Genomic DNA, 23,250 nt, shown 5'->3' on the forward strand with positions numbered 1-23,250 from the left:
CGCCGTCAGGCCATCACGCTCGTCCAGCCCCGCGCCGTCCGGCCGCTCGACGCCATCGAGAGCAGCCGGCTCACGCGCTCCTCGGTCGTCGGGTGCGTCGAGAACCACTTCAGCACCGAGCCAGCCCCGGCAAGCGGGTTGACGATGAAGAGGCTGGCCGTCGCCGGGCGCGCCGCCTCGGGGGGCACGAGCGCCACACCGTGCTCCAGCTTGGACAGCGCGCTGGCGAGCGCCTCCGGGTCCCCGGACAGCTTGGCGCCGAGCTCGTCCGCCATGTACTCGCGCGACCGCGAGATGCCGAGCTGCACGAGGGTCGCCGCGATCGGCGCCACGATCGCGAGGGCCAGCCCGCCGAGCGGGCTCGCGCCGTCCTCGTCGTCCGACGATCCGCCGAATATCCCGGCGAAGCTCACGGCATGGGCCACCCACGTGATGCCCGAGGCGAACGCCGCCGCGATCGTCGAGACCAGGATGTCGCGGTTCTTGATGTGCGCGATCTCGTGCGCCAGCACGCCGCGCAGCTCACGCTCGCTCAGGAGCTGCATGATGCCCTCGGTCACCGCCACGACGCCGTGCTCCGGGTTGCGCCCCGTGGCGAAGGCGTTCGGCTGCGCGTCCGGGATGACATAGACGCGGGGCTTCGGGATCCCCGCCCGACTCGAGAGCTCCTCCACCATCCGGTGCAGCCCCGGGGCCTCGAAGGGCGAGACCTCGGCGGCCCGGTGCACCGCGAGCACGATGCGGTCGGACATGAAATACGCACCCAGGTTCATCGCGAGCGCGAGCACGCCGAACAAGACGAGGTACCCGGGCCCCAGCGCCCCGCCGATGGACACCAGGATTGCCGACATGACGCCGAGCAACAGGATCGTCTTGATCTGATTCTTCATGAACTTCGTTCCCTCCTCGGAACGGAGCGCTGCAAGAGCCGCTCCCCCGAGATCGATGTGTCGCGCGCGTCGCATTGCAATACCGCGCGCCCCCCGATCAGCAGACGTCGTGTCCTGCGGATTCCCGCCTGTGGCTCTCCTGACCGCCACCCCTGCTGGCCCGCCCCACTTCGCCCCACCGCCCCATTTCGCCTCGCGGTCCATTCCACCTCTGGCACCGCGATACGCGAGCTCAGCGCGGAATGCGCCCGCCAGCGCGCCTCACGCCTGCCAGATCGCCAGGAGCCACACCGCGACGCCCGCCGCGCACACCGCGAGCCCCGGCGCCGCCTTCGGCCACACCCACTGCCCCGTCACCGTGACCCCGCGCCGCACCACCCAGACGGCGCCCGCCACCCACGCCGCGAACGCCCCGACGAGGGCGACCACCCAGCCGACCCGCGGCGCGTCGTCGCGCGCGAGCGCCGCGAGGTGCTGCCGCTCGACCGTCGCGGCAGGCTCGGTCCGCGTGCCCGGCGGGCGCGGCGCGGCCGCCGAGAGGCGGGCGATGGCCGCGTTGGCCAGCTCCAGGTCCTCCGCGTGCGGCGTCGTGAGCCACCGCGTCTCCAGGGCGGCCGTGCGCACCGCGCGCCACGCGAAGAGCGCCGTGTCGGCCCGACCGAGGCCCTCCGCGGCCGTCGCGAGCGCGATCAGCCGCTCGTACGCCACGCGGACGTGCGGCGCCCCGGGGGCGTACCAGCCCGCCGCCCGCCGCGCGTGGAGCGCCGCCGCGTGCGCGTCGCCGGCGCGCAGGGCGTCCGTGCTCTCCGCGATCTCCCGCTCGCCCGCGGCCACCACCCGCAGCGACGCCGCGCCGACGAGGAAGCCGGCGACCGCGAGGCCGCGCAGCACGCCGAGCACGACCGAGAGCCTCACAGAAAGTCGCGTCTCTTGAAGACGAACGCCGCCACCGACAGGAGAACGAGCGCCCACCCGGCGCACGTGATCGCCGCCCAGCCCAGGTACACGAGCAGGTTCGCGTCGGCGACCTCGCCCGCGAGCAACGGGCGCGGCGGCACGTAGATCTGGAGGTTCGGGACCACCTTGGAGAAGGCGCGCGCCGCGGCGCTGATCTGGGGGCCGAAGTACTTCACCGGCAGCCGGGCGAGCGAGTCGGCGTTGCGCCCGATGAGGAAGACGCCGAGCGTGAGCAGCGAGGACAGGAACGGCGTCGAGAACGACGAGAACAGCGTCGCCACCGCGGCGACGATGCCGACCTCGAGGAACGCGAGCGCGCTGCCCGCGAGCACGACGCGCCGCTCCGTCGGCGCGCCGTCCGCGAAGAGCACGCCGAGCAGGAGGAAGACCGCCGCCCAGGGGACGAACCCGTACGTGCGCGCCATCGGCGAGCGCCACGCCACGAGCCCGAGCGCCGCGAGCGAGGCGGCCCCGGCGCCCGCCACGAGGGCCAGCGAGCGGCCGGCCAGCACCGCGCTGATCTGCAGCACGAGCCCGGCGTCGGCCAGGATGAACACCCCGAGCGTGAGCAACGTGCCGAGGTACTTGCCGACGAGGTACTCGCCGCGGCGCACCGGGCGGGCCAGGATCGGGAAGATCGTCTTCTGCTCGAGCTCGCGGTACAGCGACGTCGCGCCGATGATGACCGCGACCGCGATGCTGAAGAGCGAGATCGACGCGACGCCGAGGTCGCTGACGACCCGCGCGCCGTTGCGGAGCGTGTAGGCGCCGACGATGATCGAGTAGAACGCGACCGCGAAGGCGACGCCGGCGAGGCCGATGAGGATGCGCGCCCGAAGCGACTCCCGGTAGGTGTTGAGGGCGATCGCAGAGATGCGGCCGAACATCGGGGCGACGTTAGCAAGGGACGGGGGGAGCTTGAAAGGGCCGCGGGTCAGGGGCCGGCGCCGTCCCCGGGGTCGACGACCCGCACGTCCAGGAACCAGAGGCCGTGCGCGAGCGCGTGGCCGTCGATCTGGAGGTAATACACGCCAGGATCGAGCACGAGATCGAGGAAGCTCCGCTGGGGATCCGTACCGATCGTGCAGGAAAGCGGCATTTCGACGCCGGGACAGCCCGGGCCGCGGCGGACCGAGAGCAGCGTGTCGTAGCTCGATCCGGCCATGTCGAGCACGACCCGCCTGCGCGCGGTCAGCGTGAGCCGGAGGAGCTGGTCGCGGGCGCCGCCCTCCTCCGTGCCGGCGCGGTCGCAGCCGGCGTCGAAGTCCGCGGCGGCGTTGGCCGTGTTGCCCTGGAAGAAGCCGCCGCTCTCCGGGATCTCCAGCGCCCCCTCGCACGCGTCGGAGAAGGGCACCAGCGTGGGCGGCACCGCCGGCCGGACGAACGCCGTCACGCTCACGGGCTGGCCGAGCTGCGCCTCGGCCACGACCCGGTACGACCCCGGCGCGACGTTGCGCCGCGCGCTCCGGAGCGGCGTGACCTCCCCCTCGCTGCACGCAAGCCGATCGCCCTCGCCGCCGCACGCCGGCGTGGACAGGGCGATCGCGCCGGTGTCGCCGGCCGACAGCTTCTCGACGAGCAGCACGTCGGACGCGACCGGCAGCTCGAGCGCGTACACGGCGTCGACGGCCGCCGGGCCGCAGCCGAGATCCACGTCGTCCTGGTGGCCGAGCAGCGACACGGAGACCGTCCGGTTCGGCGCGAGCTCGGCCGCCCCTTCGCACGCCTCGTCCGGCGGCGGCTCGGTCGGCGGCGAGAGCTCCAGCGTCACGAGCACCGAGGTCGGCGCCGTCGCGGAGACCGCCACGGCGTACACCCCCGCGGGCAGCGCGCGCCGGAAGAGGTGCGGCGCCGCCGCCGTCTGGCACGCGAGCTCGTCCTCCGGCAGCGCGCACGCCGCGCTCCGCAGCGAGAGCGAGGGATCGCCGTCGCCGTCGGTCGAGATCGCGTAGAGGTCGACGTCCTGGGGCTCGGCGAGCTCGAACGTGTACACGAGCTCCCCGAGCCCGGTCTCGCACGCGGTCCCGAGATCCAGGGCGGCGTCGAGGATCGTCGCCAGCGCCGGCGCCCCCGGCGAGAGGGGCGCCGCCGTGCCGCACGTCTCGTTCTCCGGCGCCGGCGCCGGCGGCAGGAACGCCACGTCGACGATGACCGGCGCGCCCATCTTCGTCGTCACGTAGAGCGGCAGCGCCGTCGCCCGCTCCGGATCGCCGAGGCCGCGGGCCCGGAGCTTCGCGAGCTTGCCGCCGTCCGCCGTCTCGTGGGGCCCCCCGCACGCGAGCTCGGTCGCGGCGTCGCCGCACTGGCCGGCGAGCGTCACGGCGACGTCGGTGGCCTCCGTCTCCGCATCGGGGGCCTCCGTCCGCGCGGTCACCTCGACGTCGACCGGCGGCCCCGGCGGCAAGATCACCGCGGCCACGACGTCGTGCGTGCTCGCAGGGCGGGGCAGGCCGCACGAGCTCGCGTAGTGGAAGCCCGCGCCCGCCGTCGTCATCGCGTACGAGCCCGGCGCGGAGATCTCCAGCGCATCCAGGCACGTGTCGTGCTCCGGAGACACACAGCCGCCCTCGTCGGCGCGCTCGTCGCAGTCGTCGTCCCGATCGTTGCCGCAGACCTCGGGCTGCGCCGACGACACCGTGGGATCGGCGTCGTCGCAGTCGCCCCCGCCGCAGTGCTCGTCGGGATCGCCGTCGAGATCGGCGTCGCGCGGCGCGCTCGAGCACGTCTTTGTCGCCTCGTCGCACGCGTCGATCGTGCAGGTGCTCTGATCGTCGCACGCGACCGGCGCGCCGGGCACGCAGCCGAGCCGCGGGTTGCAGCGCTCGACGCCGTCGCAGTAGACGTCGTTCTGGCAGGCGCTGTCGTCCGGCGTGAAACGGCACCGCCCGAGGGCGGTGTCGCACGCATCGAAGGTGCAGGGAAATCCGTCCTCGCACTGATCGTCGTCGACGCACGGGCCGCCCAGCGTCGGGTCCGCTGGAGCCTGCTCGCCGCCGGCGCCGCCCTCGCCGCCCTCGCCGCCCGCTCCGCCGGCCGACGGGAAGGGGCTCGGGGCGCTCGAGGCGCAGGCGGCGCCGGAGAGCGCCGCCGCGGCGACCGCTCCGCAGAGGAGAGCGAGACGCGTCAAGGAGGAAGGCGTCAAGAAGGAGGAAGTGTGAGTCCGCATCGAACGAGGTGAGCGGCAATGAGCGTAGCAGGGCACCGCCACGTCTGGCATCATGGCGCGCGATTCCGCCGAGCGTCGCGGATAGAGGGAAAAACAGGGTGACCAGCGACAGATTGACCCGACCCGAGCTGACGTGGCTGCTGGCGCAGGAGGCGCGGAGCGCCGCCCAGAAGCTCCGCCAGGGCGTGGGGATGATCGCGACCGAGAGCGCGCCGCCGCCGACGCCGTCGCCCGACGACAGCTCGGGCGGCGTCGAGAGCACGCTCAACCGGCTCGACGAGGCGGTGAGCATGCTCGCGTCGCTCCACGGCCGCCCCCTGCCGCGCGGGCGGCGCGGCCGCGTCGACCTGACCGCGCTCCTCTGGGAGGTCGCGCCCGAGGCGCGGGTGCAGATCGAGATGGGCGAAGGGACCACCGTGTTCGGCGACGAGACCGAGCTCCGGCGGATGCTCCAGGTGCTCATCGCGCAGGGCGGCGACCCCTCGAGCCTGACCGGGGCGCCCGACGTGAGCATCCACCGCGTCGGCGACGAGGTCAGCGTCCGGGTCAACCTCGGCCCGGAGACGCCCGTGAACTTCGAGACCGAGCGGGTGTGGCTGTCGCGCATGGCGCTGCGCTACGGCGGCCGGCTCGAGCTCGACGGCCTGATGCAGACGCTGACGCTGCCCGCCGAGGTCGATCTCCAGCGCCTCGAGGTCGAGAGCCTCAAGAAGGAGCTCGCCGCCGCGCAGGCCCAGGGCGAGGCGTACGCGCGCGAGCTCGCCGCGGTCTTCTCGCGGGTCGAGGGCGAGCGCGAGCGCGGGTCGCTGTCCGGCGTCATCTCGCGGCTCGGCGGCAGCGAGCCGGTGTCGCACCTGCCGCCGAGCGGCGACAGCCTCGCGGTGCTCGTCGCCGCGGTGCGCGTGCTCGGCACGCAGCTGCGCGGCATCCTGTCGGCGATCGGCCGCGACATCGCGCCGCTCCGGACCCACGGCGGCGACGCGGGCGAGACGGCCTCGTCGGTGGGGCGCCACGTGACGGCGGCGTCAGAAATTGTCAGTGATCTCGCCAGGTTGGGCGCGTGTCCGCTCCACGAGTTCCCGCGCCACTGCGACGTCGCCGACGTGCTGCGCGACGTCGTGAAGGACGATCTCGCGCGCGCGGCCCGCCACGACGTGCGCGTGGTGGTCGAGGCGCCGGAGACCGCGCAGGAGGTGGTGCCGCAGGGCGCGCTGACGGTGCTGCTGCACGCGCTGCTCGATCACGCCATCAGCGCGTCGCCGCCGGGCAGCGAGGTGCTCGTGTCCCTCTCCGAGGGCCCGAGCGGGGTCGAGATCACCTTCGACGACGCCGGTCCGCCGCTCCCGGCCGCGGCGCGGAGCGTCGTGCTGAGCCGCGACTTCGAGGCGGTCGCGCAGGGCCGCCCGCCGGCGCTGCCGCTCATCGCGGCGCACGCGATCGCCGCCCATACGAACTACGGTATCGCCATCGAGGACGGGCCGCGCGGCGAGACGCGGGTGCGGCTCACGATCCCGCGATCGGGATAGCGCCTCGTGGCAGAACTCCCGCCACGGCTCTGCCTCGCGAGCGGAGAGAGATTCAACGCAAAGGCGCCAAGTCGCAAAGGCGCAAACCTGCACAAAATCTGTTCTTTTTTGCGCCTTTGCGCCCTTGCGCCTTTGCGTTGAACTCTCGCCTGCTACCGCAGGAACGAGCTCGGCGGGAAATCGACGTCGAGGTTGAGCGTGGCGCCGCGCACGATATTGATGTCGTCCACCGTCAGCGTCGTGGTGACGGGGCGGTCGTTGCCGCGCTCCACGAGCGTCGCCGTGGCCGTGTATTCATCGGGCGGGAGATCCACGGTGATGCTGAAGTCGTCGCAGCGCGCGTAGTCTCTCGCCACCTCGCGGCTGCCCCGGTAGACGATCAGCTCGAAATCCGCTCCTCCGCGGCTGTGCTGGGAGCACGCCCGCGAATCGATCCGGTTGGCCACGGTCCACTCCAGCGTCAGGCTCCCGACGGCCTGCACGGGCCGCGGCCGGCGCTGGGGGCTGGGCTCCACGTCGACGATGCACCCCAGGGCCAGGAAGCTCGATAACGCGAGGCCGCAGAGGGGAAAGACGCTCTTCTCCTGATTCATCCTCGTACCCGTCCTTTCGCTGCTGCCCCGCTGTCAACGAGGTGTGTAGTAACGGCGCCCCCGCTCGCGCGGATAGCTCAGCTCGCGCTCCGGCACGTACCGCGGCGACGTCCGGAACGTCTGCCTGTAGCGCTCGAGCTCCATGGGCTCCTCCTCGAAGATGACCCAGCCCCGGTTCGTCGGGTAATACCAGCGGCCGTCGACCAGGTACGCATACGTCCCGCGGAAATAGACGCGCGGATACGCGGCGATCTCCACCGGGACGACCTCGGCGCGCACCGCCGGAACGCCGGACACGACGAACCCCCCCTCGGTCCCGACCGTGCCCATACACCCCATGAGCAGCGAGGCGCCGACCACGAGCGCAGCCGCGGCGAGCGAGGCCCTCGTCACACCGAGAGATCTGGACCGCCCTCGCACGGGCGGAGTCACGTTGTTGCTCTGCTTCACGTCATTGCTCCTCCGAGCGCAACTCAGCAACGCGAGTGCCAGCGCGGCGCGACTCGAGATCTCCGGATCTCCGCCGGCGCGGCGCTCAGCGCTCAGCGCGCCGCGCGGAGCGCCCCGGCGAGCGCGAGCGCGCGCTGGATCTCCGCCGACGTCACCAGGCCGATCACGCGCTCGCCCTCGTCGAGCACCGCGATCACGCTCGCCTCGCCGCTCGCCAGCGCGTCGAACGAGCGGGACGCGTCGTCGTCCGCGTGCGCTCTCGGCACATCCACGGGCATCACCGCGCCGACCGTCGCCGGCGCGGCGCCGCCCTGCAGCTGGCGCGCGAGATCCCAGACCGTGACGACGCCGATCTCGCGGCGCCCCTCGCCGTCCCGGGGATCGTCGATGACCCGCGCGCCGACCAGGTTGTGGCGCAGGAGCCGCTCGGCCACCGCCCGAGGGCTCTCGTCCGCGTACGCCTCGCCGAGCCGATCGGTCATGAACCGCGCGACCGGGATGCCGCGGAGCAGCTCGTTGGTGCTGGAGCGCGCCTGCTCGGCCGACGCCCCCATGTAGACGAACATCGCGATGAGCACCAGGATGAGGTTCCACGAGAGCAAGCCGAAGAGCCCGAAGGCCACCGCCATCACCTTGCCTGTCGCCGTGGCGATGCGCGTCGCGCGGGTCCGCCCGAGACGGCGCAGGAGCAGCCCGCGCAGCACCCGGCCGCCGTCCATCGGGAAGGCCGGCAGCAGGTTGAACGCGCCGAGGAGAGCGTTCGTGATCGCGAAGGCCACGAGCGCGGCGCCGATCTCCGCCGGCGCCGGGAGCAGCCGATACGCGACGTAGCTGGCGAGCGCGATACCGAAGCTCATGAGCGGGCCGGCGAACGCCATCCACGCCTCGTGCTCGGGATCGTCGCGCTCCATCTGCGAGACGCCGCCCAGCATCATCAGCGTGATCGCGCGCACCCGGATCCCGTTCTTGAGCGCGACGAACGAGTGGGCCAGCTCGTGCACGAGCACCGCCACGAACAGCCCGACAGCCAGGATCGCCCCCCAGGCGAGCGGCGGCAGGCGCATCTCCTCGCGCGGAATCCCGAGCGACGACGCGATCACCGAGAACTGCGACGACGCCACATAGGCCACGTACGGCAGGAAAATCAGCAATGTGATGTGCAGCCGTATCGGGATTCCGCGGATCCGCAGGACTGTCAGCCCCTGGTCGAACATGTGCCTCCTGATCCACAGGTACAGATGGGGCCGACAAGCACCTTCGCAAGCCGCCGAGACAGCGCCACTGCGCGGAAGACCAGGGCAGCCGCGCGGCGCCGCCACGCAATGCAGAGGGGCGCGCGGCGCTGCGAGGGCGCCAGCGCGCGTCCGTCCCAGGCGGGAATCACGGGGAGGGGAGCGTGTTCGGAGGCGCTCGGCGCAGCGCGGCGCCCACGCGGCGCGCGGATTGGCGTAGCTTGGTGTGACCGAGGTCGTCATGCGCCAGCGCGTCCCCGATGCATTGATGGCAGCGAGCACGGAAGAGCTGACGAAGGTCGAGCTCGCGGTCCTTGAGTCATCCCACTCGGGCGGCGTGCCGAGGGACCTCACGGGCCACGTGTTCGCGATCGGGCCCGTCGGCTCGGTGGACGGCGACCTACCCAGAGCGGACGGCGCGCCGATCCTCAATGGCAATGGGATGATCTACCGGCTCGACTTCGGCCGCGGCGCGGCGGTCCGGCTGACCTCGAAGATCGCGCGCACGCCCTGTTATCACGCGGACGCCGCCTCGCGCCCCGGCACGCGCTTCGAGGCGCTGGGCTTCCGTGACGCAGGGCTGCTCCGCTTCTCGCCGCACCTCGGCCTGCGGAACCACCTCAACACCGCGTTCGTGCCCATGCACGCGCCGCGCGCGCCCGCGCGCCTGCTCGTCACGAGCGACACGGGCAGGCCCTACGAGATCGACCCGGCCACGCTGGAGCTCGTCACGCCGGTCGGGCGCAACAGCACGTGGTACCCGGCCGCGCCCGTCGATCACCCCTTTCCGATGACGCTCTCGAGCGCGCACCCCTGCTTCGACGCGGAGCGGGGCGAGCTCCTCACCGTCAACTACGGCCGCTCGCTCCTCCACCTGTTCGTCGCGTCGCTGCCGCGGCTCGACGAGCTCGGCGCGCTCCCGCGCTCGTGGGATCGGCTCGCCGCGGCGGCCGCGTCGATGATCGAGCAGCAGCTCGTCCGCCCGAGGGCGGACCGGATCGAGGCGTTCGCCAAGCGGGCGCTCGAGCTCCTGCCCGCGCGCCTCCGCCCGAGCGCGCCGCCCGGGCCGGGCGACCTCCTCGCGCGGCAGGCGGCGCGCTTCGGCGGCGTGGCGCTCGACGAGCCGGCGGGCGACTTCGCGTTTCTCCTGCGATGGGACGGCCACAACGAGCCCGAGCGGCACCCGCTGGTCCTGCCGAGCGGCGCGCCGGTGCGCATCGAGCAGAGCGTGCACCAGATCGGCCTGACGCGGCGCTGGGTCGTGCTCGCGGACACGGCGTTCAGGATCGGCCTGGAGAGCGTGGCGTTCCGGGGCTCCAAGGAGAGCCCCGGGATCGAGCGCCTCGTCCGGTCGCTGCTCACGATGCCCCACGAGCCGAGCACGACGTTCTACCTGGTCCGGCGGGACGCGCTGCGGCCGGGCGGCGGGCCTGTCGTGGTGAAGCGGGTCGTCGTCCCGCTGGAGACTCTCCATTTCCTCGTCGACTACGAGGACGCGGGGGACCGCATCACCGTGCACGCGGCGCACAACTGCGCGACGGATCACGGGGAGTGGCTCCGGCCCTGCGATCGGCACGCCGCCGACAGGACGCCGGCGCCGCCGCGCCTGCGCGGCCTGTTCCCGCTCGGGCAGGCGGACGTGAACCGGATCGGCCGGTATACCCTCGACGCGGCGGCCGAGCGCGTCGTGGACCAGGCGGTGTTCGCCGATGCCGCGCGGGCGCTCGGCGTCGGCCTCTATGCGTACCGGGAGACGGGCGCGTCGTGGATGCCGCCCGATCGCCTCGAGAACGTCTACTGGCGCGGCGGCGGGATATGGGATGAGCTGTCGACCGAGTTCATCGACCGGCTCTATGCGGCGCACCCGCACAGGTCGCTCCCCCTCCCGGCGCTCCGCCGGATGCGCGCGGAGGGCGGCCACCCCGACAGCCTGTTCCGGTTCAACCACCGCGCGATGCGGATCGAGGATCGCTACGAGTTCCCGCGGCGCGCCGTGGGGTCCTGGCTCAGCTCGCTCCAGTTCGTCCCGCGGCGCGGCGGCAGCGGGGCCGACACGGACGGCTACGTCGTGGCGATCGTCGCGACGCCGTGCCGCGCGGAGGTCTGGATCTTCGACGCGACGAACCTGGCGCGAGGGCCGCTCTGCAAGCTGGGACACCCGTCGTTCCGGCCGGGGCTGACCCTCCACACGGCGTGGCTCAACTCGGTCGCTCCGTGGAGGGGTGGATACAGGGTGCCGGTGCGGGAGGATTACGAGGAGTTCGTGGCAGAGGCCCCCGGGGAGCAGGTGAAGGCGCTCTTCGAGGAGGAGGTCTATCCGCGGTTCGCGTGAGCCGCGGAGAGGAAAGGCTGGGAGCCGCGAGACGAGGGCGGCTCGGCGCAGCGCGGGGGGACCTCGGCCCCGAGGCCGTCGACCCGCTCGAGCAGCACGCCCGTGGCGCCGTCTCCCAGGATCTCCGTGATCTGGTGGTTGCCCCACGGCTGCCCCTCGCGCAGGCGCCGCGACCGCACGTCGCTCGCCACGATGAGCACGCGCCGACACCCCCTGTCGAGGTGCCGATTCGCCAGCTCGACGGCCGCGGAAAAACCGCCCTGAGCGGGCGTGAGATCGATCGTCAGCGCGGGCACGAGGCCGGCCATGCACGCGGCGAAGGCCGCCGCGCCCGCGTCCCCTCCCCCGCCGTCGTCGCCCGTCATGATGAGGACATCGACGAAGGGATCGCGGAGCCGCCCCACCTCGATGAGCTCCCGCAGCACCGAGGCGGCCATGGAAAGCGTGGTCTCCGTCGCGCCGGCGAAGCGCCGCTCCACGACCCCCGTCGCCTCGTGCAGCCAGTCCGCAGCGTGAGGGAGACCGTAGCTGGTGATGAGCTCCTGGTTGGTGACGACGCGCTCCGGCAGATAGGCGGCGACGGCCGCGATGCGACGCTGGACCATGTTTCTGCTCTGTTACGGCGCCGCGACCGACGCGCGCCGATCCTGCAAACCTTGGCCAGGGCAGCTCGATCCGGCGCTCCACCACCGCCGTTCGGCCAACGCCGAGCACGCTGGAGAGCCAGCGTCCTGGACGACATGAGACAACCCACCACCGAGTCGTCGAGAGCCGTGGGGCAAACTACACAATCAGATGCTCCCTCCCCGTCACCGACATCCTCCACTGGACCATTTACAGAACGTCCTGCGCAAGTGGGAATAACAGTCGATTCGACTCCGTCCGCCGCCGGAGCAGGAAAGCGCCGCAGCGGGAGGGCCCTATTGCGACGCGGGCGGTCTCGTCGCCCGCTCGCCGCGTCGCGTCGCGCCCCAGCGGACAATTCCGACCGGAAGAGACAATTCCGCTCTCACGGGCAGAGGGATGCACAAACGTGTCGGAACGCGAGGCGCTGAGCAGGCAGGGCGCAGGGCGCATCTCTCGCCCGGACGGCGCCATCGAATTCGCCCGATCACGTCCGTTTGTGTCCGATCCCATCCGCCTGTGTCCGATCACGTCCGATCACGTCCGATTGGGTTCGATCACGTCCGATCACGTCCCGTGATGTCGACGCGTCGTGAGCCCGCTCTTTTCTGGATCCGGAGGGAGGTCCACCCTGTTTTGAGGACACCTCCGCTCGCCGCGGCCACGGCGCGGGAGCGCGCGATCCGCGCCGCGGGGCGCCGCGCTCGCGTCTTCCTTCTTCCCGCGCGGCCCCGCGGCGCGCGGCGGGGCTCCTTCTATCCTATCCATCGTCATCGCGACGCCGCTCCAGCGAGCGCCGCGCTCGCCCGGATCCACCGCGATTGAATCGCGGAGAAATCCCAGGGGAGCGCAGATGCGAGGAGCGCCTGATTCGCGGACTCCATCCCGCGAATCCATGCTGTGCGAAGCGGCAGCCTCTGCACAGAAGAGCGAGGCACACAGCCTGCTCTTGGGTGCACCAAGGTGTTCGGGGGCCGCAAGGCTCATCAGGAACACCGGGGAGGACCAATGATCTCGATGCACAAGACGATGGGTTTCGCGATGATGCTGGCGCTCGGTGCCGGGTGCGCGGTCGGCGCGGACGACGACTTCGATATGGATGATGAGAGCGTCGACTCCGCGAACAGCGCGCTCGAGGCGGACGAGCGCGGCGGATACGCGTCCCAGTCGCAGGCTCAGGCTCAGGTCGGCCAGATGGGGCCCAGCAAGCTCGGTCTGCCCCCCAGCAAGGGTCTGCCCTCGAAGGGCGTTCCGATGCTCCCCAGCAAGGGCGAGCTGCCCAGCAAGGGCGGGCTCCTTCCCAGCAAGGGTGAGTTTCCGACCAAGGGCCTCCCGACCAAGGGCGGCTACCCGACCAAGGGCGGATACGGGCAGCAAGGCCCGGCGCAGCTCGGCCAGGCGTCCGACCTCTCGCAAGCTCAGATCGGCCAGGCGGGCCCGGCGCAGCTCGGGCAGGGCCCGGCGCAGATCGGCCAGGCGGGCCCGGCGCAGATCGGCCAGGCGGGACCGGCGCAGATCGGCCAGGCCGGCGTGGGGCAGGTGGGCCTGGTCGGGCAGGAGACCGGGCAGCGTGAGGGCGAGCGCTTCTTCGGCGGCCTCGGCTGGGGCGGCGGCTTCGGTGGCTTCGGCGGCTGCGGCGGCTTCGGCGGCTTCGGCGGCTTCGGCGGCTGCGGTCTGACGGCGATCACGACGTCGATCACCAGCTTCGTGCCGGCCTTCAACCCCTGCTTCAGCCCCTGCGGCGGCTTCGGCGGCTGGTGATCTGACCCCACCATGCTGGCCGGCGCCAGGGACTCCACGTCGCAGGATCCCTCGGCGCCGCGCCAGTCCCCCTCCTTTGACGAGGCTCGCGGGCGCCGGCCGCCCGGGGTTGGATATCCCGGGCTGCCGGTAGCCGCTCTCTCCCTCCCACCGCTCGCGCAGGAGCCACGCCCCGCCGCTCGCCGGCGGGAAACGCGCGAGGACCCAGATCCGACCTTCAGCCGCCCTGACCGAGCGCGCGATCCAGGTAGAACGCCGCGCTGACCAGGCCGAGGTGGGTGAACGCCTGGGGGAAGTTGCCGAGCAGCTCTCCGCTCGGCCCGATCTGCTCGGAGTAGAGCCCGAGGTGGTTGGCGTACGTCAGCATCTTCTCGAAGATGAAGCGCGCGTCGTCGAGGCGGCCAGCGCGCGCGAGGGCCTCGACGAGCCAGAAGGTGCAGATGCTGAACGTGCCCTCCTTGCCGGTCAGGCCGTCGCCCGCGCCCTTGCCGAGCTCGTAGCGGTGGACGAGCGTGTCGCTCGCGAGCTCCTCGAGCGTGCGATCGAGCGTGCCGAGCATGCGCGGATCGGTGGGGGAGATGAAGCGCATGAGCGGCATGAGCAGGTTGCTCGCGTCGAGCGCGCTCGAGCCGAAGGCCTGCACGAACGTCCTCCGCTGCGCGTCCCAGCCGCGCGCCATGATCGCCTCGTAGATGTCGTCGCGCGCGCGCGCGACGCGCTGCCAGTCGAGCGGCAGAGAGCGCTTGTCGCCGAGCCGCAGCGTCCGGTCGAGCGCGACCCAGCACTGGAGCTTCGAGTAGACGAACTGCTGCTTGCCGCCGCGCACCTCCCAGATGCTCTCGTCCGCCTGCTCCCAGCTCTGACATACCCAGTAAGCCATGCGCCGGAGCTCGCGCCAGAAATCATAAGAGATGGGAGATCCGTATTTGTCGAAGAGGTACACCGAGTCGATGAGCTCGCCGTAGATGTCGAGCTGGAGCTGCGTCGTCGCCCCGTTGCCGACGCGGACCGGCCGCGACCCGCGGTAGCCGTCGAGGTGGGTGAGCGCGACCTCGGGCAGCTCGTGGCGTCCGTCGATGCCGTACATGAGCTGCAGCGGCCCGGTGGGGCCGTCCTCCTCGGAGACGCGGGCGCTCAGCCATTCCATGAAGCGCGCGGCCTCTTCGGTGTAACCGAGCCGGAGGAAGCCGTAGAGCGTGAACGCGGCGTCGCGCACCCAGACGTAGCGATAATCCCAGTTGCGGACCCCGCCGATCTCCTCGGGCAGGCTGGTCGTCGCCGCGGCGACGATCGCGCCGGTCGGCTCGAACGTGAGCAGCTTGAGGACGAGCGCCGAGCGGTCGACCATCTCGCGCCAGCGCCCCTTGTAGCGCGAGCGGGCGAGCCACGACCGCCAGAAGGCGACCGTGCGCCGGAGCGCGTCCTCGCCGTCGATCGGCCTGGCGAGCAGATCGGCGCTCTCCGTCCAGTCCTCGACCTGGCGCAGCGAGAACGTGGCCGACTCGCCGGGCTGGAGCACGAAGTCCGCGGTGACGCCGCCGGCGCCGTCGCTCGACAGGGGGACCGGGCTGATGAGCGCCAGGTCGAGGCCATCGGAGTCGAAGACGGCGCCGCGCGGGTCGTCGAGGATCAGGCGGTGGGGGCGGCGGGCGAAGTCGATCGCGGGGCGGCAGGCGAGCCGGAAGCGCACCGCGCCGCGGACGGCCCGCGCGACGCGGACGATCTGGTGCATCCCGCGGCGGTAGGCGCCGTACGTGTCCCGGTGGATCGGCATGAAATCGCAGACCTCGCCGACCCCTTCCACGTCGAGGAACCGCGTGAGCAGGACGTTGGTGTCGGGCATGTACATCTGCTTGTTGCGCGACGTGCCGTTCACCGCCGAGAGCGCGAAGCGGCCGCCGCGCTCGTCGTCCAGGATGGCCGCGAACACGCTCGGCGAGTCGAAATGGGGGAGGCAGCACCAGTCGATGGATCCATCGATCCCGACCAGCGCGACGGAGTGCATGTCGCCGATGACGCCGTAGGACTCGATCGGTTTGTAGGGCATGGCCTCTCCATAGGGCCCGCTCGACCGAGCGGAACCGCCTCTCGTGGATCCTCCCCCGCTACCCCCTCACGCCCCTCACGATCTCGGCGGCAAGCGCGAGAGCTTCCGCTGGAGCGAGCGGCGGTGCATCCTGAGCTTGCGCGCCGCCTCCGAGATGTTCCCCTCGCAGTCCGCGAGCACGCGCTGGAGGTACTCCCACTCCACCCGGTCGAGCGACGGCAGGTCCTCCTCTTTCTCGCCGCGCGCGGCCGGGGCGACGCCGAGCAGCGACCGCGCGCACTGGGCGGCGTCCACCGGCTTGGTCAGGTAATCGACCGCCCCGGCCCGGATCGCCGCCACCGCGTTCGCGATGGTGCCATATCCGGTGAACACCACGATACGGATGCCGTCATCCATGCTCCGCAGCGTCCCCACGAGGTCGATCCCGCTCTGCCCTGGCATCCGGACGTCCACGAGCGCGTACTCGAACACGTGCCCTCGCGCCATCGCCGCGGCCTCCTCGGCGCTGGCGGCGAGGGACACAGCGAACCCGCTCTTGCCGAGCGCCTGCCCGAGCGCGGTCCGGAAGGTCGCGTCGTCGTCGACGATGAGCAGCGTCGGCTCGCCGGCGGCCTCGGAGCTCATGAGTCCACCGGCGCGAGGCGCAGGGCGACGCGCGTGCCGCGCGCGCCGCGCTCGTCAGGCCCCTGCCTCGGCGACACGGTGAGGCAGCCGCCGACCTGCTCGATGAGCGTCCGCACAAGGTAGAGCCCGAGGCCCATGCCCTCGCCGGGCGCCTTGGTGGTCACGAACGGCTCGCCGAGCCGCCCTTCCAGGCCGGGCGGGACGCCCGCGCCGCTGTCCTCGACGCTGATCACCGGCGCGCCGCCCTCGTCCCCGATGGTAACCACGATCGGCTCCGCGGCCGCGGGGCTCGGCCCGAGCGCCTCGAGCGCGTTGTCGAGCAGCGCGAACAGGGCCGCCTCGACGTCGGCCGCGTCGAGCGGCACCGTGCGGCGCGGCGCGAGATCGCCGCGCACCTCGACCGCGACGCCGGGGTGCGCCGCCTGCCAGGCCTGCACGCCGCGCCGGGCCGCCTCGCCGACCTCGACCCCGGCGCGCAGATCGTTCGCCCGGACGTCCGCCCGCATGCGCGCGATCACCACGCGGCAGCGCTCGACCTGCTCCGCGATCGTCCGGGCGCGGCGCCGGGCGGCGTCGCTCGATCCGGGGTCGCCGAGGCTCTCCCCGGCGAGCACCGCGATCGTGCCGAGCGGGGTGCCGAGCTCGTGGGCGGTGCCGGCCGCGAGCGCGCCGAGCGCCTGGAAGCGGGACGCCTCCTCCGCACGCCGGCGCAGCGCCGCGTTCTCGGCCGCGCTCTCGTCGAGCGCGCGGCGGACCTTCAGGAGGACGTGGGCGACGAGCGCCGCGCTCAGCACGAAGGCGAGGAGCATCCCGTAGAGGTGGGTGGAGAACGCGCCGTGCTCCGGGTGGCTCGGGCAACACGCGCCGGCGGGGAGCGCGAAGAGCGCGGCGAAGAGGCAGGCCGCGAGCGCCGCGAGCGCGAAGGTCGTCCGCGGCGGCAGGAGCGCCGCGGCGAGGGCGACGTGCACGAAGAAGAGGGCGCTGAACGGGTTGCCCGCGCCGCCCGACGCGGCGAGGACCCCGGCGATCGCGACGAGATCGAGCGCCACGACGCCGGCGACGAGCGCCGTCTGCGCGCCCCGCTCCGACCGCACCCGCCGGTCGAGGGCGAGGTTGAGCCCGGCGGCCAGCGCCAGGATGGGCACGGCGATGGCGTACCGGACGTGATAGCCGAACAGCGCCTCGTCGACGGCCAGGGTCGCCGCGAGCAGCGCGAACACCGCCCAGCGCAGCCCGACGAGCCACCGGAGGACGATCCCGCCCGCCGGCGCCCGCTCCAGGGAAGCTTCGTGCGTCACGGCGGGAGCATAGCGCGGAAACCCGGGAGGGCCGTCGTCGGCCCACGCCGCGTCGGAGCGCCGTTCCCTGTCAGGAGAACGTCGACGCCATGAACCGCTGCGATTCGCGACGTGCGTAGCGTCGATCGCCACCTCCCGTGGTATCGTTGCGGCTCGAGCAGTCCTCTCGCGACGGTCTGCGCTTCGGTGGAGGCAGGCATCTCCAGCGCGGAGATCGGTGCCACCCATCTTGAGCCATCTCGGACCAACAGCTTGCCAAGCCGCCGCCGGGAGGCCCGACGGCGACCGCATGCCTATCAGCCCGTACACTGCACGACGGCGTGGCCGTCCGCATCCGGTTCGCAGGTGGCGGGTTCCCCGCACCCGTCCGGATCATCCACGACGCACGAGCAGTCGTCGGTGCCGCCGCAGGACACGGGGAGCTGCTTGCACACGAACGTCACCACGCCCGGATGCGTCGACGCATAGTCGATCTTCATGCAGTAGGAGGTGCCCGTCTCGCAGAAACTGAACCCGCACGCGAACGTGCCCTCCGGCGGCGTGCACGCGCCGTTCGCTGCGATGTCGACGCGCCCCAGCTCCGGGCAGTCCTGGCGCTGGACGGTGCCGTCGCACGAGCAGACCAGCTCCATCACGTGTCCGCACTCGATCGGGACCGGGGAGCATGCGCCCTCGGCCTGGCCCTGGCCACACTGGTAGTCGCCGAAGTGACAGTACTCGCCCGCGGCGCAGTCCGCGCTCCGTGTGCACGCGGCTCCGCCGCCTCCGCCTCCGCCGCCGGCGCCGCCTCCGCCGCTGTCATCGCCGCCCTGGCAGGCTGGGAGGGTCGCGAGGCCAAGGACCAACGTGAAGAGGGACCTAGTGGACAGGTATCGGACAGAGTTGTTCATGCAGCTGTGCCATTGCAAGCAGCGCACCAGGGTTGACTGACGCGAATTCTCCGGCGGTCCAGGGAGCCGCTGCGCGACGGACCGTGCCGCATTGTGCCGGAGCCGTGGCTCACCGCGTTCGCCTTCCGGGGCGCGTGCATCGGGCCTCCGCCGCCTGGTCCGACCGCCAGCGATATCGGATGTCGCCTCACGCTACGTCGCAGGTCATGCGGCATCGCTCAAACGAGCGGGCAAACGAGCGGTGTCAGCGGGGTAATGTTAGGTGCTCTAAGTACCCAGATCTCTTGGCATGGGTTCGGAGAGCGATGTCAGGGCAAAGCTCATCCTCGAGCGCGGAGATTCGGCCAGACGTCGACCGGTGAAGTCCGCTGAGCCGGGCTCGTCTGCTGTTCATTCCTTGTTTGCGTCTGCGGCCTCGTCGGGCGGTTGACCTCCCGCGTGATCGTCCTCTGATGGAGCATCCGTCTCCCGCGCGTCTTCGCCTTCCTCACCTTCCACCCTCTGCACCTCGTCCGCGAAGACATCGCGGCAATGGTGGTTTGGATCCCTCCTGTCGCAGTCCGGCTCCGGTATGACAGGGCACCGCGCTGGCGGTGATGCCACCATGGGACCGCCATCGATGCGCGTCCGATGAGAATGTTCGTCCCCAAGACGCAATGCAACACCCGTGTCCCTCGGGGCCTCCGGCGACCCGGAAACGTGTAGCCACGCACGCACGAACGATGTTAAGAGGAACGCCGCGCCATTGTACGCTGCCGCGCACGCCGGGCGCGTTCCGCCGACCAGGGTGATGCATGCGCAGTCCTCGACCAGCAACCGGTTTTACGTCGGGAACAGCGCTGTTCCTTGTGCTGTTCGCGGCCGCCACCGCGCACGCGGCGGGGCCTCCCGAGCGCTCCCGGCCTGTCAAGGAGCTCATCCGCGAGGCCGAGGCGGCGGTGGCTCGCCTCGATATCGCGCGGGCCCGGGAGCTGTGGGTCGAGGTCTACGAGATCGAGCGGTCGAACGTCGCGATGTGCACCATGGGGCAGCTCGACGCGCGGATGGGCCGCTGGGCCGAGGCCATGGTGGACCTATCGCAGTGCGTCGACCAGATGCCGGCCCCCCGCACCAAGCAGGAGCGCAGCCTGTACGAGCGGCGTCACGCCGACCTCGCCCGTGCCCGATTGCGCGTGGGCGAGATGGTCCTCGTGCCGGCGCCCGGCGTCGTGGGCATGCTCGTGAACGGCCGCGGGGTGAAGCATGGCAGCAGCCGCGTCTACGTGCCGCCCGGCCAGCACGAGGTGACGGCCGTCGGCGAGGATGGTCAGGTCGCGCGCACGAGCGTGAAGGTGGAGGCAGGCGAGTCGAAGCCGGTGCCGCTCACGCTCGACAAGCCGGCGCCGGTGGATCGCGCGCAGGCGCCGAAGGGGGCGCCTGCGCCTGAGGCTCCTGCGCCTACGGCGACGAAGGAGCCGCCGCGGGCGGCAGCCCGGCCCGGGCCGGATCTCCGAGTGGTCGTCACAGGCACGATGGCCTCCGTCGGGTTGCTGGTCACGGGCGCCGTGTGTCTGCAGAGCGCGCAGGGGTATAAGCAGGAGGCGACGGCTGCCTGGGATCGGGCTTACAGAGGGCCGACAGATGGCACGGCATCTCAGCCTGACTACAAGGAGTTCGTTGATGCTGCCGCCAGCGCGAAGCTGATGCGCGTTCTCGGGACCAGCGCGCTGGTCGTCGGGGCGACGGCCGGCGTGGGCACCCTCGTGTACGTGTGGCTGCCGAACGACACGCAGATCCGGGTGGCAACCCATGGCGCGGAGATACGGTTTCGATGGTGAGCGCCAGCCACGCCCCCTGCAGGTCATCATCGGTGCGTCTCGTGAAGCTCGCACGGAGGATCGACCGATGCGACGGCTGATGTGGCTGGCTCTCTCCGCGATACCGCTGCTTGCGTGTGAGGACGAATCGTTTGTGCCGTTGATGACCCCGCCGCCCGACTCGTACCCCGTGCTGTGGATGTGGGTGGGGCCGAAGGACGAGGCACCGCCTTGCGCCGACGAACAACCGCCCCGATGGGAGGGCTGGATGCCCGAAGAACCACTGGATAGGTGCGACGGATGCGCGTGCGGCCCGGCCGCGTGCGAGCTGCCCTCCAGGCTGACCGTGGACTCGCTGGACTGCCCCGGCGGCGGAAGCTCGGTGAGCGTCGATGCCGGCGACGGATGGGATGGGACGTGCGCCGCACTGCCATCGCCCGTCGCGCCCGAGGAGCTCGCGTCGATCGTCTACGATCCGCCGGCGCTCTCGCCGTGCGCGCCGTCGGAGACACCCGAGCCGCCGCTGGTCGCTGCGAGGTTCGTGCGGGTGTGCGCCGGCGACACCGCCCACGAGCCGCCGGGGTTCACCGCCTGCATGCAGGCCAGCAGCGACGGCACGTGCTGGGATGGACATACCCGCCACGAGTTCTTCGAGGAGCTGATCGACCACCGCGCCTGCGCTCCGTGTGAATGTGGTCCGCCGGCGGGAGGCACGTGCATCGCCGAGCTCCTCTTGTATGGGGACGGCGCGTGCAAAGACCGCGTGGGTGCGGCGCTCTCCGCCGGGCTCGGGGAGACTCCCTGTGCGGGCATCCGCTCGTCCCTCCCGCTCAGCGCCGTGCGGGCCTCGCTCGTGGAGGCGGCGCCGGGCGCCTGCTCCCCCAACGTTCCGGCCGTCATCGGCACCCTGGAGCGACGTGAGCCTCACGTCGTGTGCTCCTTTCCCGAGACCTAGGGCAGCCATGCGGACTATGAGGCCATGCATGTCGAGCATGCGGCGCACGCTCCTGGTCATGCTATCGCTGCCTGCGATGGCATGCGAGAACTACCCGGACATCGCAGGGAAAGCGTCCGTCCTCCTCGACGACGAAACCCTGGTCCTGGACACCGGCGACGATGGCCAACGGTTCGTGAAGATGGGAGAGCGGTGGTCAACCGCGTGTAATACCAAAGATGGCGGGTTGTCGATGACTCTGGACCGCGCCCGCGACGGCGATCCGCCTCTCAAGACGATCGCGTTGCTCGTCAGCAAGGTGAGGGACAATGGGGAGCCATCTCCGAACGTCATCGCAGAGCTGAAATATCAGCGCTATGCCGGGTTTTGCGACGTCGTGGCGACGGTCGGCGGCGATCCGCACGAAGTGGAGTTCTCTGCGGCCGACTGCGAGCTCCAGCGGGTCCTCGACGGCCATCCGGCGTTGCTCGTCTCCGCATCGTTTCATGTCAAGGAGTGCGAGAACGAGTAGCGCACGGCGGGCGCGGCCGGGTTCGACGCGCGCCGGCGGCGGGGCACGCGCGCCCTCTCCTGAGCCGGAGGCAGGGGCGCCGCGACGCGCCCGGCTGTTGACGCTCAGGCTGTCCGATGGCCATCAAGCAGCCTGCTCGGCGGACCATCGGACAGCCTGAGCGTCAACACCGGGTCGGCCCATGATGCGGCTGCGACGCGCGCTCTGTGGGCCTCCACAGGGTGTGTTGCAGCCCGTCCGTAGTGGCCAGCTACAGACGGGCTCTTTCGTTAAGGCCCTTAGTGTACCACTTGAGAGATCGTCCGCTCGGTCTCAGTGAGTCGGCTAGGACAGCCGCTGTCATAGCCAGCATGCGTGATTACAGCCTGTTTGACGGCTGTCACTAGGATTGGCGCCCGGAGACAGCGGCCGTACTGCTGCTGTCTCCGGGCGCGTTGGGTGGGACTGGCATGGTATTATCCCCATGCTCGACGTGCAGCTTCAGGGTATGCCGCATCGAACGATGCCTGGGTTCTATCGATGCTACGAGCGGGGGGCGGGTGGGACGTGCCGCAGGTACGCCAACGCGGTGACGATGCCCAGCAAGAACGCTGCTGCTAGTGCTTCCATCTGGCTTCCTCCTTTCTATCGGAGGTGTAATCGCCGGAAATCTCCAGCGATACTATATCTGACGAACCATTTTGTTTCGGCAGCAGCTGATCGGTCACCGAGCGCAGTATTCCAGAGTGGACATTCGCTGACGATTGGTCTCTTGGGCAAACGCCCTTACGGCGACGTGGTGAGCGTGGAGCCCGTCGCCGAGCGCGGCGAGGTGGACGTCTACCTGCGCGAGGACGGCGACCCCGGGAAAGGATCGAGGTCGTGGACGGACCTTGCCGCCGAGCGCTTGCGCGCGGCATCATGCGGCGATGACGCGCCCCAGCCCGCTCGCCGCTTTCGCAACCGCCGCCATTCTCCTCACGCTGACCGCCTGCAAGGGCGAGGAGAAGGCATGCGTTCCGGGGTCCACGCAGACGTGCGTCTGCCCTGGCGTTCAACAGGGCGCGCAGGCGTGCGCCGCCGATGGCGCCCGCTGGGAGCCGTGCGTGTGCGTGGCGCCCGACCCCGCCGCTCTCCGCCGTGCCAAAGTATCGGAGTGCAATGCGCTCATCGCGGTTGCCAACAAGGGCGTTCAGAGCATCGAGAGAGGTACCAAGGCCGGCACCGACCAGGGCGGGTCGAGCGAACTGAAGGTGATGGCCGATGCGATGGACAAGGTGGCGGCCGACGCGGCGCAGGTGAAGCTGACCACCGCCGAACTACAAAAGTTCTCGGGCGAGTATCAGGCCATGGCCAAGGACCTCGCCAAGGCGGCGCGCGACCTCGCCTCGGCGGCCGACGCGAACGATGCGGAGAAGAGCAACCGCGCCCAGGCCGCGATCGAGAAAGCGATCAGGCAGGAAGACCCCCTCGTCGACAGCCTCAACAGGTTCTGTCAGGCCCCCTGAAGCGCCGGGGCGAGCGACGTGGCACTCCCGCCATGGAGATCGCGCCCACGTCGACTCAGATTCGCTTCAGTAGATGCGGGTGTCCGGGATGCGCCGGGCGAGTGTCTGGAA

General features: G+C 71.3%; 19 protein-coding genes. 7 read left to right on the top strand and 12 right to left on the bottom strand.

Translation table 11 applies throughout. The features are described from left to right. Nucleotides 1-5: 5 nt before the first annotated feature. The 4 genes from WME95_RS43890 to WME95_RS43905 form a co-directional block, all read right to left on the bottom strand. A complete protein-coding gene (locus WME95_RS43890) occupies nucleotides 6-890 on the bottom strand; it encodes a zinc metalloprotease HtpX (RefSeq protein WP_437905157.1) in 885 nt (294 codons plus the stop codon). Nucleotides 891-1,151: 261 nt separating this feature from the next. Then, complete coding sequence (locus tag WME95_RS43895) at nucleotides 1,152-1,805, bottom strand: hypothetical protein (protein ID WP_437546680.1); 654 nt, start codon at nucleotides 1,803-1,805, stop codon at nucleotides 1,152-1,154. Next, nucleotides 1,802-2,734, bottom strand: a complete 933-nt coding sequence (locus WME95_RS43900) for an ABC transporter permease (protein WP_437546682.1) — start codon at nucleotides 2,732-2,734, stop codon at nucleotides 1,802-1,804. The genes WME95_RS43895 and WME95_RS43900 overlap by 4 nt, the downstream gene beginning before the upstream one ends. Nucleotides 2,735-2,781: 47 nt before the next feature. Then, entirely contained in the window at nucleotides 2,782-4,974 is a 2,193-nt protein-coding gene (locus WME95_RS43905) for a putative metal-binding motif-containing protein (RefSeq protein ID WP_437905158.1), read from the bottom strand. A gap of 152 nt (nucleotides 4,975-5,126) precedes the next feature. On the opposite strand from WME95_RS43905, the gene WME95_RS43910 reads away from it, so the two are divergent. Continuing rightward, complete coding sequence (locus WME95_RS43910) at nucleotides 5,127-6,539, top strand: sensor histidine kinase (RefSeq protein WP_437905159.1); 1,413 nt, start codon at nucleotides 5,127-5,129, stop codon at nucleotides 6,537-6,539. Between the two features lie 152 nt (nucleotides 6,540-6,691). On the opposite strand, the gene WME95_RS43915 is transcribed toward WME95_RS43910, so the two are convergent. The 3 genes from WME95_RS43915 to WME95_RS43925 form a co-directional block, all read right to left on the bottom strand. Beyond that, nucleotides 6,692-7,132, bottom strand: a complete 441-nt coding sequence (locus WME95_RS43915; RefSeq protein ID WP_437546688.1) for a hypothetical protein — start codon at nucleotides 7,130-7,132, stop codon at nucleotides 6,692-6,694. Nucleotides 7,133-7,165: 33 nt separating this feature from the next. Then, entirely contained in the window at nucleotides 7,166-7,582 is a 417-nt protein-coding gene (locus WME95_RS43920) for a hypothetical protein (protein WP_437546690.1), read from the bottom strand. A gap of 92 nt (nucleotides 7,583-7,674) precedes the next feature. Continuing rightward, complete coding sequence (locus tag WME95_RS43925; protein WP_437905160.1) at nucleotides 7,675-8,796, bottom strand: site-2 protease family protein; 1,122 nt, start codon at nucleotides 8,794-8,796, stop codon at nucleotides 7,675-7,677. Between the two features lie 244 nt (nucleotides 8,797-9,040). Between WME95_RS43925 and WME95_RS43930 the strand changes: the two genes are divergently transcribed. Then, nucleotides 9,041-11,146, top strand: a complete 2,106-nt coding sequence (locus WME95_RS43930) for a carotenoid oxygenase family protein (protein ID WP_437905161.1) — start codon at nucleotides 9,041-9,043, stop codon at nucleotides 11,144-11,146. Here WME95_RS43930 and WME95_RS43935 read toward each other — a convergent pair. Beyond that, nucleotides 11,128-11,751, bottom strand: coding sequence for a hypothetical protein (locus WME95_RS43935; protein WP_437905162.1), 624 nt, complete (start codon nucleotides 11,749-11,751; stop codon nucleotides 11,128-11,130). The genes WME95_RS43930 and WME95_RS43935 overlap by 19 nt on opposite strands. A gap of 1,036 nt (nucleotides 11,752-12,787) precedes the next feature. Here WME95_RS43935 and WME95_RS43940 point away from each other — a divergent pair. Then, nucleotides 12,788-13,531, top strand: coding sequence for a hypothetical protein (locus WME95_RS43940; RefSeq protein WP_437905163.1), 744 nt, complete (start codon nucleotides 12,788-12,790; stop codon nucleotides 13,529-13,531). A gap of 217 nt (nucleotides 13,532-13,748) precedes the next feature. On the opposite strand, the gene WME95_RS43945 is transcribed toward WME95_RS43940, so the two are convergent. The 4 genes from WME95_RS43945 to WME95_RS43960 all read right to left on the bottom strand — a co-directional run bounded on the left by WME95_RS43945 (nucleotide 13,749) and on the right by WME95_RS43960 (nucleotide 18,390). Next, entirely contained in the window at nucleotides 13,749-15,578 is a 1,830-nt protein-coding gene (locus tag WME95_RS43945; RefSeq protein ID WP_437905164.1) for a glycoside hydrolase family 15 protein, read from the bottom strand. 75 nt (nucleotides 15,579-15,653) lie between these two features. After that, complete coding sequence (locus tag WME95_RS43950; RefSeq protein ID WP_437905165.1) at nucleotides 15,654-16,202, bottom strand: response regulator transcription factor; 549 nt, start codon at nucleotides 16,200-16,202, stop codon at nucleotides 15,654-15,656. Beyond that, nucleotides 16,199-17,500: a sensor histidine kinase gene (locus WME95_RS43955; protein WP_437905166.1), complete on the bottom strand. Its 1,302-nt coding sequence runs from the start codon at nucleotides 17,498-17,500 to the stop codon at nucleotides 16,199-16,201. Before WME95_RS43955 ends, WME95_RS43950 begins: the two co-directional genes overlap by 4 nt. Nucleotides 17,501-17,796: 296 nt before the next feature. Next, nucleotides 17,797-18,390, bottom strand: a complete 594-nt coding sequence (locus WME95_RS43960) for a hypothetical protein (protein ID WP_437905167.1) — start codon at nucleotides 18,388-18,390, stop codon at nucleotides 17,797-17,799. 848 nt (nucleotides 18,391-19,238) lie between these two features. Between WME95_RS43960 and WME95_RS43965 the strand changes: the two genes are divergently transcribed. The 4 genes from WME95_RS43965 to WME95_RS43980 all read left to right on the top strand — a co-directional run bounded on the left by WME95_RS43965 (nucleotide 19,239) and on the right by WME95_RS43980 (nucleotide 23,139). Then, on the top strand, nucleotides 19,239-20,207 hold the full coding sequence (locus tag WME95_RS43965; RefSeq protein ID WP_437905168.1) for a tetratricopeptide repeat protein: 969 nt from the start codon (nucleotides 19,239-19,241) through the stop codon (nucleotides 20,205-20,207). 247 nt (nucleotides 20,208-20,454) lie between these two features. Continuing rightward, nucleotides 20,455-21,141: a hypothetical protein gene (locus tag WME95_RS43970; protein ID WP_437905169.1), complete on the top strand. Its 687-nt coding sequence runs from the start codon at nucleotides 20,455-20,457 to the stop codon at nucleotides 21,139-21,141. A 28-nt stretch (nucleotides 21,142-21,169) separates the two neighbouring features. Further along, nucleotides 21,170-21,652 carry a hypothetical protein gene (locus WME95_RS43975; RefSeq protein WP_437905170.1) on the top strand — a complete coding sequence of 161 codons (483 nt, stop codon included), beginning with the start codon at nucleotides 21,170-21,172 and terminating at the stop codon, nucleotides 21,650-21,652. A gap of 908 nt (nucleotides 21,653-22,560) precedes the next feature. Then, complete coding sequence (locus WME95_RS43980) at nucleotides 22,561-23,139, top strand: hypothetical protein (RefSeq protein WP_437905171.1); 579 nt, start codon at nucleotides 22,561-22,563, stop codon at nucleotides 23,137-23,139. Nucleotides 23,140-23,250 lie beyond the last annotated feature (111 nt).

Origin of the sequence: Sorangium sp. So ce327, assembly GCF_051530205.1 — a bacterium.
GTDB lineage: Bacteria > Myxococcota_A > Polyangia > Polyangiales > Polyangiaceae > Sorangium > Sorangium cellulosum_B.

Bases quoted from the DNA above. Each gene is read 5' to 3' on its own strand.
- WME95_RS43890 (WP_437905157.1), bottom strand. From the start codon at position 890: ATGAAGAATCAGATCAAGACGATCCTGTTGCTCGGCGTCATGTCGGCA.
- WME95_RS43900 (WP_437546682.1), bottom strand. From the start codon at position 2,734: ATGTTCGGCCGCATCTCTGCGATCGCCCTCAACACCTACCGGGAGTCG.
- WME95_RS43915 (WP_437546688.1), bottom strand. From the start codon at position 7,132: ATGAATCAGGAGAAGAGCGTCTTTCCCCTCTGCGGCCTCGCGTTATCG.
- WME95_RS43925 (WP_437905160.1), bottom strand. From the start codon at position 8,796: ATGTTCGACCAGGGGCTGACAGTCCTGCGGATCCGCGGAATCCCGATA.
- WME95_RS43935 (WP_437905162.1), bottom strand. From the start codon at position 11,751: ATGGTCCAGCGTCGCATCGCGGCCGTCGCCGCCTATCTGCCGGAGCGC.
- WME95_RS43940 (WP_437905163.1), top strand. From the start codon at position 12,788: ATGCACAAGACGATGGGTTTCGCGATGATGCTGGCGCTCGGTGCCGGG.
- WME95_RS43945 (WP_437905164.1), bottom strand. From the start codon at position 15,578: ATGCCCTACAAACCGATCGAGTCCTACGGCGTCATCGGCGACATGCAC.
- WME95_RS43950 (WP_437905165.1), bottom strand. From the start codon at position 16,202: ATGAGCTCCGAGGCCGCCGGCGAGCCGACGCTGCTCATCGTCGACGAC.
- WME95_RS43960 (WP_437905167.1), bottom strand. From the start codon at position 18,390: ATGAACAACTCTGTCCGATACCTGTCCACTAGGTCCCTCTTCACGTTG.
- WME95_RS43970 (WP_437905169.1), top strand. From the start codon at position 20,455: ATGCCCGAAGAACCACTGGATAGGTGCGACGGATGCGCGTGCGGCCCG.
- WME95_RS43975 (WP_437905170.1), top strand. From the start codon at position 21,170: ATGTCGAGCATGCGGCGCACGCTCCTGGTCATGCTATCGCTGCCTGCG.
- WME95_RS43980 (WP_437905171.1), top strand. From the start codon at position 22,561: ATGACGCGCCCCAGCCCGCTCGCCGCTTTCGCAACCGCCGCCATTCTC.